General features: G+C 64.1%; 9 protein-coding genes and 1 pseudogene. 8 read left to right on the forward strand and 2 right to left on the reverse strand.

Annotated features, from left to right (window positions below; translation table 11 throughout):
- On the reverse strand, positions 1-1,169 hold a 1,169-nt coding region (locus EN969_RS06975; RefSeq protein ID WP_164758167.1), incomplete at its 3' end, for an NAD-dependent succinate-semialdehyde dehydrogenase.
- A gap of 130 nt (positions 1,170-1,299) precedes the next feature.
- Positions 1,300-1,791 carry an Lrp/AsnC family transcriptional regulator gene (locus EN969_RS06980; protein WP_013530324.1) on the reverse strand — a complete coding sequence of 164 codons (492 nt, stop codon included), beginning with the start codon at positions 1,789-1,791 and terminating at the stop codon, positions 1,300-1,302.
- Positions 1,792-1,873: 82 nt separating this feature from the next.
- Here EN969_RS06980 and EN969_RS06985 point away from each other — a divergent pair, with 82 nt between their 5' ends.
- The 8 genes and pseudogenes from EN969_RS06985 to EN969_RS07020 all read left to right on the forward strand — a co-directional run.
- Entirely contained in the window at positions 1,874-3,259 is a 1,386-nt protein-coding gene (locus EN969_RS06985) for a PLP-dependent aminotransferase family protein (protein WP_127419045.1), read from the forward strand.
- A 126-nt stretch (positions 3,260-3,385) separates the two neighbouring features.
- Positions 3,386-4,177, forward strand: a complete 792-nt coding sequence (gene ehuA, locus EN969_RS06990; protein WP_063170119.1) for an ectoine/hydroxyectoine ABC transporter ATP-binding protein EhuA — start codon at positions 3,386-3,388, stop codon at positions 4,175-4,177.
- Between the two features lie 87 nt (positions 4,178-4,264).
- A complete protein-coding gene (gene ehuB / locus EN969_RS06995; protein WP_013530327.1) occupies positions 4,265-5,116 on the forward strand; it encodes an ectoine/hydroxyectoine ABC transporter substrate-binding protein EhuB in 852 nt (283 codons plus the stop codon).
- A gap of 157 nt (positions 5,117-5,273) precedes the next feature.
- Positions 5,274-5,933, forward strand: a complete 660-nt coding sequence (ehuC, locus tag EN969_RS07000; protein WP_013530328.1) for an ectoine/hydroxyectoine ABC transporter permease subunit EhuC — start codon at positions 5,274-5,276, stop codon at positions 5,931-5,933.
- 34 nt (positions 5,934-5,967) lie between these two features.
- Positions 5,968-6,627 carry an ectoine/hydroxyectoine ABC transporter permease subunit EhuD gene (gene ehuD, locus EN969_RS07005; protein WP_013530329.1) on the forward strand — a complete coding sequence of 220 codons (660 nt, stop codon included), beginning with the start codon at positions 5,968-5,970 and terminating at the stop codon, positions 6,625-6,627.
- A 3-nt stretch (positions 6,628-6,630) separates the two neighbouring features.
- Entirely contained in the window at positions 6,631-7,407 is a 777-nt protein-coding gene (gene eutA, locus EN969_RS07010; protein WP_063170120.1) for an ectoine utilization protein EutA, read from the forward strand.
- 9 nt (positions 7,408-7,416) lie between these two features.
- A complete protein-coding gene (gene eutB / locus EN969_RS07015) occupies positions 7,417-8,409 on the forward strand; it encodes a hydroxyectoine utilization dehydratase EutB (protein WP_164745816.1) in 993 nt (330 codons plus the stop codon).
- A pseudogene (locus tag EN969_RS07020) lies at positions 8,406-8,794 on the forward strand (ornithine cyclodeaminase family protein); the annotation flags it as partial. The gene eutB and the pseudogene EN969_RS07020, both read left to right, overlap by 4 nt.

The raw sequence follows: 8,794 nt of genomic DNA on the forward strand, positions 1-8,794 counted from the left end.
ACATCGGCCAGCAGCGTCGGCTGGTAGAACAGCGGGCCGGCCTGGTGCCGTTTGCCCCCGGTGAGGCAGCGCGCGCCGTGAGCGATGGCATCGGCGACCTGTTCCTCCACCTTCTTGATGGCGCGCTCATGCATCAGCGGCCCGATGTCGATCTTCTCGGCTAGGCCATTGCCGGTCCGCAGCGTCTCGATGCGCTTGGCGAAGGCGGCGCAGAACCGATCGTAGATCGGACGCTGGACGTAGATGCGGTTGGCGGCGAGGCAGTCCTGGCCCGACGTGGCGAATTTGGCGTCGATGGCGATATCAACCGCTTTGTCCAGATCTGCATCGGCAAAGACGATCAGCGGGGCATGACCGCCAAGCTCCATCACCAGCCGCTTCATGGTCGGCGCGCTCTGGGCGGCGATCAGCCGGCCGATCTCGGTCGAGCCGGTGAAGCTCATGGCACGCACGCGCGGATCTTCGCACATCCGGCCGACGATCGTCGAAGCCTTGCCGGTGACGATGTTGAAGACGCCCACGGGCAGGCCGGCGCGTTCGCCGAGTTCGGCCAGCGCCAGCGCCGACAGCGGCGTTTCCGAGGACGGATGCGCGACGATGGTGCAGCCGGCGGCAAGGGCGGCGGCCGCCTTACGGGTCAGCATGGCCGACGGAAAATTCCACGGCGTGACAACGCCGACGACGCCGAGCGGCTCGCGCCGCACCATCATCTCGGCGTTCGGCAGATGGCTGGTGACGCTCTCGGCGTTCGGGCGTTTTGCTTCTTCGGCATACCATTCGACGAAGGAGGCGGCGTAGTCGATCTCGCCCAGCGATTCCTGCAGAGGCTTGCCCTGTTCAAGCGTCATCAGCAGAGCCAGATCATCCTTGGCGCCGACGATCAGCTCGAACCATTTTCGTAAAATTTTCGAGCGCTCCTGCGGCAACAGCGCCCGCCAGGCCGGGAAGGCGCGCGCCGCGGCATCGATCGCCTTTGTCGTCTGCCGGCCATCGAGCGCGGCGACGAAAGCGACGGTCGTGCCGGTGGCCGGATCGGTGACCTCGAAGCTTTCGGCAGCCTCGCTTGCGGTCCAGTGGCCATCGACATAGGCCAGTTCGCGCAGCAGCCGGCGGTCGGCGAGGCCGTCGAGCGCTTCATGGCGATGCGAGCGGGCGAAATGCGCGGACATGGTCAAAGCCTCCCGGTTCGGACTGATAAGGGAAGACTATCCGCCCGATGCAGATAGAGAGGCTGTTTGGAAGTCCTGACGTAGAGAGACTCTCTCTATCGGGTTGCCCGGCGAGAGAATCTCTCCGCTCCTATGACGACGCCGGCAAAAGCTCTGCGATGGGCAGCGCCACCTCGTCCTTCACGGTCTTGATGACGATGTAGGTGAAGTAACGATCGATGCCGATCTCGCGGTCCAGCAAGCCATCGACCAGCCGCTGATAGGCGTCGATGTCGCGCGCCATTACTTTCAACAGATAGTCGACGCCGCCGCCGACAGACCAGCAGGCGACGATCTCGGGAACATCGCGTATAACGCGCTCGAAGCGGTCGAAATCGGCCTGGCGGTGGTTTGCCAGCGTCACCTCCATCAGCACGGTGGCAACGGGTGCCACGACGCGCATGGCGATCCTGGCGTGATAGCCCGAGACGATGCCGGCCTTTTCCAGCTTGCGCAACCGCATCCAGCACGGCGTCGGAGACAGGCCGACCTGCTCGGCCAGCGCCAGCTTGGTGATGCGTCCGTCGCGCTGGATGGCGTCGAGGATTTTCAGGTCGATCGGGTCGAGTTTCGCTGATGTCATCAGGGCTCACTTTTTCGTCCGAGTACCATGACGGCGCATTATTTCGATTGTCAATTGCACTGATTTCGATCTCTAATAAGTCATGACATTGTGGCAACCCGATCCCGCGCTTATCCGGCGGCCGGCCTATCAGTCGCTGGCCGACCAGTTCGCGCGCGCCATCCATGACGGACGCCTTGCCAATGGCGCGCGGTTGCCGACCCATCGCAGGCTGGCCGACGACCTCAAGCTTTCGGTGCAGACGGTCAGCCGCGCCTATGAGGAACTGATCCGGCGCGGCCTGATTTCGGGCGAGATCGGCCGCGGCAGCTTCGTCCAGACGCAGCGCCGCGAGCCCGAGCCGCCCTATCTGCCGGAGCGGCTCGGTGAAGTCATCGACCTTTCGATCCTGAAACCGGTCTGCGAGCCGATGCATCTTGAGCGGCTGAAGCAGGCACTGGGATGGCTGGCTGAGAACCTGCCGTCGAGTTCAGCACTTTCGTTCCGGCCCAACATGGTGTTTCCCCGCCACCGCGCCGTCGCCGTCGAATGGTTGAGACTGTGCGGCCTCGATGCATCGCCGCAGAACGTCAGCCTGACCAACGGCGCCACCGCCGGCATGACAGTGGCGCTGATGAGCGTCGCGCCGCCGGGCTCTACGGTCGCCACGGAGGCGATCGGCCACCATACGCTGGTGCCGTTGGCACGCTATCTCGGCTTCAACCTGGAAGGCCTGCCGATCGACGACAACGGCCTGATTCCGGAAGCGCTGGACGAGGCCTGCCGGCTTTCCGACATCCGCGCGGTCTTCGTGCAGCCCTCGGTCATCAATCCGACGGCGACGCTGATGGATGCGCGGCGGCGAGAAGAGATCGCCGCGGTCGCGCGCAAGCACGATATCGCCATCATCGAGAACGATGTGCTGGGTCCGCTGGTCGAAGACCGGCCGCCGCCGGTTGCCGCGTTCGCGCCGGAGCGCACGCTCTACGTCACCTCCTTCACCAAGATCACCGTGCCCGGCCTGCGCATCGGCTATCTGGCCGCACCCGACCGCTACGTCGCCGCCGTCGCCAACCGGCATCTGGTTTCGAACTGGATGGCGACGCCGCTGGTGGCCGAGATCGCCACCAAATGGGTGACCGACGGCACGGCGATGGAGCTTGTCCACTGGCAGCGCGCGGCTTTGCGGCGCCGGCAGGATATTGCAGCGCAGGTGCTGGCGGGGGTCGACTATCGCGCCCGGCGAGACGGGCTGCTTGTCTGGCTTCAACTGCCCGCGGACCGTGCCGAGGAAAGCTTTGTCGCCCAGGCCCGCCTGCAAGGCGTGGCTATCGCGCCCGGAACATCCTTCCGTATTTCGGGTGCGCCCTGGCACCCGGCGGTGCGTATCTCGCTGGGTTCGACCACCGAGGGGGAACTGCGCGCCGGCCTCGGCGTTGTCACCAAGCTGCTGCTTGGCGATCCGGAGCATCTGCTGCTCGCAATCTAGGTCCGGTTTGCCCGGAAATTGTGGGGAATCAGAATAATTGTCATGATATTATTTTCCCAATTGACATGATTTGGCGCGTTCCGCATCGTTAAGGGGCATAGGCTTCTCCAGCACGGGGAAATACATTTGTCCGCACCAGCGCCCATCATCAAGATCGACAGCATCTCGAAAAGCTTCGGCAGCTTCAAGGTGCTGGACGGCCTGTCGATGCAAGTCATGCCCGGCGAGAAGCTGGCACTGATCGGCCCATCGGGTTCGGGCAAGACGACGATCCTGCGCATCCTGATGACGCTGGAGCGCATCGATGGCGGTCATATCCAGATCGACGGCGAGCAGCTCTATCACATGGAGCGCAATGGCCAGCTGTTGCCCGCCGATGAGCGGCATCTGACAAGGATGCGCCAGAAGATCGGCATGGTGTTCCAGCTGTTCAACCTGTTTCCGCACAAGTGCGTCATGGACAATGTCACGCTGGCGCCGATGCTGACCAAGGGCACGCCGCGTGCCGCCGTCGAAAAGCGGGCGATGGAACTGCTCGAAATGGTCGGCATGGCCGACAAGGCCAAGAACATGCCGGCGCAGCTGTCCGGTGGACAGAAGCAACGCGTGGCGATCGCTCGGGCGCTGGCGCTGTCGCCGAAGATCATGCTGTTCGACGAGGTGACGTCGGCGCTCGATCCAGAGCTGGTCGAGGAGGTGATGAACGTCATGCGCAAGCTCGCCGCCGAGACCGACATGACCATGCTGCTGGTCACCCACGAGATGGGCTTTGCCCATGATTTCGCCGACCGGGTGCTGTTCTTCGATCGCGGCAGGATCGTCGAAGAAGGCAAACCGGACGAGATTTTCCGCAATCCCAAGCAGGAGCGCACGCAAGGTTTCCTGAAGAAGATCATCGCGGCCGGACATCGGGTCTGACCGCAATGCCCAGGGCGACGAAGTCGTCCCGAGGCGGCGAGGGCCGCCATGCAACAAAGCAAGACAAGAAACAAGGAGTTGGGAACAATGAACAAACTTGGCATTCTGGCCGGCGTTGCCGGTCTTGCACTGACGGCGGTGCTGGCCGCCTCGATCCCCGGTTCGGCCGATGACAGCAAGCTCGAGCAGCTCAAGGCGCAAGGTTTCGCCCGCCTCGCCATCGCCAACGAGCCGCCCTATACGGCGGTCGCCGCCGACGGCAAGGTTTCGGGTGCCGCGCCTGATGTGGCCCGCGAGATATTCAAGCGGCTCGGCGTCGCCGACGTTGCCGCTTCGATCTCCGAATATGGCGCCATGATCCCCGGCCTGCAGGCCGGTCGCTTCGATGTCGTCACCGCCGGCCTGTTCATGAAGCCGGAGCGCTGTGCTGCGGTCGCCTATTCGGAACCCGTGCTGTGCGACGCCGAGGCGATGCTGGTGAAGAAAGGCAATCCAAAGGGTTTCAAGAGCTATGAGGATGTCGCCAAGGATACGACTGCGACCATCGGCGCGCCGGGCGGCGGCACCGAGGAGAAGCTCGCGCTCAATGCCGGCGTGCCACGCGATCGCGTCATCGTCGTGCCGGATGGCCAGAGCGGCGTGAAGATGCTCCAGGATGGCCGCATCGACGCTTATTCGCTGCCCGTCCTGTCGATCAATGATCTGGTCAAGAAGGCCAACGATCCGAACCTCGAAGTCATCGCTCCGGTGCAGGGCGCACCGGTCTATTGCGACGGCGCCGCTTTCAAGAAGGGCGACGAGGCACTGCGCGACGCCTTCGATGTGGAACTGGCCAAGATGAAGAAATCGGGCGAGTTCGCCAAGATCATCGAGCCCTACGGCTTCTCGGCGGCAGCCGCGATGTCGACCAGCCGCGACAAGCTCTGCGCGGCGAAGTGATCCTTCCTTCTCCCCGTTCAACGGGGAGAAGGTGTCACGAAGTGACGGATGAGGGGCGGCGCCAAACCTTCGCAAGTTCGCGCCGCCCCTCATCTGCCTGCCGGCATCTTCTCCCCGTGAACGGGGAGAAGATGCTAAACCCAACGTTGGAAACCGAATGACCCAGTGGTCCGGCTATTTCGGCCTGATATTGCAGGGAGCGCTTGTCACCATCGAGCTGACGCTGATGGGGTCGGTGCTGGCGCTGATCATGGCCTTCCTCGCCGGCATGGGGCGCGTGTCGCGCTTCTTTGCGCTGCGTTGGTTGGCCACCGCCTACATCGAGTTCTTCCGCGGCACCTCGATCTTCGTGCAGTTGTTCTGGGCCTATTTCGTGCTGCCCTTCATCGGCATTTCGCTGACCCCGTTGCAGGCCGGCGTGCTGGCGCTCGGCCTCAATGTCGGCGCCTACGCCGCCGAAGTGGTGCGCGGTGCCATCCAGTCGATCGGCCGCGAACAGTATGAGGCCTGCACAGCGCTCAATCTCGGCCGCTGGCAAGGCATGCGCCACATCATCCTGCCACAGGCGCTGCTGGTGATGCTGCCGACCTTTGGCAACAATGCCATCGAATTGCTCAAGGCGACCGCCGTGGTGTCGCTGATCTCGCTCACCGACCTGACCTTCCAGGCGCAGGTGGTGCGCGCCCAGACCGGCAACACCCTGGTGCCGTTCACCACCATCCTGATCATCTATTTCATCCTCGCCCTGCTCATCTCGTGGGGCGTGCGCTCGCTGGAACGACGCATGGCGCGCGGCCTCGACGGGGTGCGTGCCTGATGGCCAACTCCCTTCTGATAAATTGGGCCTACTGATGGAATGGGATTGGAATTTCGTCTGGGAAATCATGCCAACGCTGATCCAGGGCGTGAAGATCACCATCCTGGCGACGCTGCTCGGCTCGGTGCTGGCGGCGATCGTCGGGCTTGGCATTGCGCTGGCGCGCCGCTCGCCCAACAAGGCGTTGTCGCGCACGGTCGGCTGGGCGGCTGAATTCATCCGCGGCACGCCGCTGCTGGTGCAGCTCTATTTCATCTTCTACGTGCTGCCCGACATCGGCATCCTGCTGCCGCCGCTGGTCGCCGGTGTCATCGGGCTCGGGCTGCATTACGGCACCTATACGGCCGAGGTCTATCGTGCCGGCATCGACAATGTGCCGCGCGGCCAATGGGAGGCCGCCAAGGCGTGCAATTTGAGCGCCAGTCAGACCTGGACCCACATCATCATTCCGCAGGCTATCCCACCGATGATTCCGGCGCTCGCCAATTACTTTATCGCCATGTTCAAGGAAACGCCGCTGCTGTCGGCGATCACCGTGCTGGAACTGATGAACCAGGCCAAAAGCGTCGCCAACACCTACTATCGCTATATCGAGCCGATCACCCTGGTCGGTGCTTTCTTCCTGGTCATCAGTCTGTTTTCGGTCGTGTTGCTGCGCTGGCTGGAACGCCGCTACGGCAAGATCGAGAGGTAACCGATGAAACCCTTGCCCGAGATCAAGGTGTATCCAAAACGGCCGGCACTGGATGCGCGTCCGCTGGAGCGGCGCATCGGCCTGATCATCCTGGCCACCGACCACACCAGCGAACCGGATTTCCGCCGCATGGTGGCGAGCGAACGCGTCGGCGTCTATGTCGCGCGCATTCCCTATGCCAACCCGACGACGCCCGAAAACCTGCGCAAGATGCAGCCGGCGCTGACGGCGGGCGCGGCCCTGATCCTGCCGGATGAGCCACTCGATGCCGTCTGCTATTCCTGCACTTCGGCCTCGGTGGTGATCGGCGATGCCGAGATCGAGGCGGCGATCCAGGTCGCAAAGCCCGGCGTGCCGGTAATCACCCCGCCGATGGCGGGCGTGCGCGGGCTGCGTGCGCTGGGCGCAAGCAAGATCAGCATCCTCACTCCCTACACGGTCGAGACATCCAGGCCGATGGCCGCCTATTTCGCGGCGCACGGCTTCGAGATCGCCAGCTTCACCTGCCTCGGTTTCGAGGACGACCGCGAGATGGCGCGCATCGCACCGGCGGCCCTCGTCGAACTGGCGCGTGAGGCGACCGACACCAGCGCCGATGCGCTGTTCGTCTCCTGCACGGCGCTGCGTAGCGCCCTCGCGGTCACCGGAATGGAAAAAACTATTGGACGTCCCGTGGTGACCAGCAACCAGGCGACCGCCTGGAATTGTCTGCGGCTGTGCGGAGATGACACGCCGCGTCCCGAATTCGGCCGTCTGATGACGCAGCCATTTGCCGCCTGATTGATGATCATGACACAGGTCACTCTTGAGCACATTCGCGCCGCGCATGAGCGCATTGCCGGCAAGGTCGAGCGCACGCCGACCGTGCTGTCCCAAAGTCTTTCCGAAGGGCTGGGCGTCCCCGTCCACCTCAAGCTCGAACACCGGCAGACCACCGGCAGCTTCAAGCTGCGCGGCGCCTCGAATGCCGTCGCTTCGCTCAGCACCGCGGAGAAGGCGCGTGGCGTGGTCGCGGCCTCGACCGGCAACCACGGCCGCGCGCTGGCGCATGCGGCGAAGCTTGAGGGCATGCGCGCGGTGATCTGCATGTCGCGGCTGGTGCCTGAAAACAAGCTCGACGAGATCCGCCGGCTGGGCGCGGAGGTTCGCATTATCGGCAACAGTCAGGACGATGCCCAGCAGGAGGTCGATCGGCTGGTGGCGCAAGAGGGGCTGGTTATGCTGCCGCCCTTCGACCATCCCGACATTGTCGCCGGGCAAGGCACGCTCGGGCTTGAGATGATCGAACAGGTCCCGGATGCTGCCCTCGTCCTGGTGCAGTTGTCGGGTGGCGGGCTCGCCTCAGGCGTTGCCGCGGCCATCAAAGGCGTCAGCCCCGGCACAAAGATCATCGGTGTCTCGATGGCTCGTGGCGCGGCGATGAAGGCCAGCCTCGATGCCGGCCGCCCGGTGCTGGTGGAGGAATTGCCGACGCTGGCGGATTCGCTCGGCGGCGGCATCGGCCTCGACAACCGGCTGACCTTCGCCATGTGCCGCGACCTGCTCGATGGTATCGTCCTGCTTAGCGAGGACGAGATCGCCGCCGGCATCCGTCACGCCTATGCGCGCGAACGCGAAATCGTCGAGGGCGCCGGCGCGGTCGGCATCGCCGCGCTGCTCGCCGGCAAGGTCAGGTCGGACGGGCCGGTGGTCGTGCTTCTCTCCGGCCGCAACATCGATATGGACGCGCACCGCAGGATCGTCTGCGGCGAGGCGCCATCGCTCAAGGAGCACGCCGCATGAGCCGGATGACGATCCTCACCGAACAAGAATTGCGCGCGATCGTGACACTCGATCTCGATGCAGTCGCCTGCGTCGAAAACGCCTTCCGTGCGCTTGCCACCCTGCCGGTGGCGATGCCGCCGATCCTGCGGCTCGACATTCCCGAGCATCGCGGCGAGGTCGACGTGAAGACCGCCTACGTGCCTGATATCGACGGTTTCGCCATCAAGATCAGCCCCGGCTTCTTCGACAATCCGAAGCTCGGCCTGCCCAGCGTCAACGGCATGATGGTGCTGCTGTCGTCCAAAACCGGGCTGGTCGAAGCACTGCTGCTCGACAACGGCTATCTCACGGATATCCGAACCGCTGCTGCCGGCGCCGTCGCCGCCAAACATCTGTCGCGGCA

Source organism: Mesorhizobium sp. M7A.F.Ca.CA.003.01.2.1, assembly GCF_003998945.1.
GTDB lineage: Bacteria > Pseudomonadota > Alphaproteobacteria > Rhizobiales > Rhizobiaceae > Mesorhizobium > Mesorhizobium ciceri.

Bases quoted from the DNA above. Each gene is read 5' to 3' on its own strand.
- EN969_RS06980 (WP_013530324.1), bottom strand. From the start codon at position 1,791: ATGACATCAGCGAAACTCGACCCGATCGACCTGAAAATCCTCGACGCC.
- EN969_RS06985 (WP_127419045.1), top strand. From the start codon at position 1,874: ATGACATTGTGGCAACCCGATCCCGCGCTTATCCGGCGGCCGGCCTAT.
- ehuB (WP_013530327.1), top strand. From the start codon at position 4,265: ATGAACAAACTTGGCATTCTGGCCGGCGTTGCCGGTCTTGCACTGACG.
- ehuC (WP_013530328.1), top strand. From the start codon at position 5,274: ATGACCCAGTGGTCCGGCTATTTCGGCCTGATATTGCAGGGAGCGCTT.
- ehuD (WP_013530329.1), top strand. From the start codon at position 5,968: ATGGAATGGGATTGGAATTTCGTCTGGGAAATCATGCCAACGCTGATC.
- eutA (WP_063170120.1), top strand. From the start codon at position 6,631: ATGAAACCCTTGCCCGAGATCAAGGTGTATCCAAAACGGCCGGCACTG.
- eutB (WP_164745816.1), top strand. From the start codon at position 7,417: ATGACACAGGTCACTCTTGAGCACATTCGCGCCGCGCATGAGCGCATT.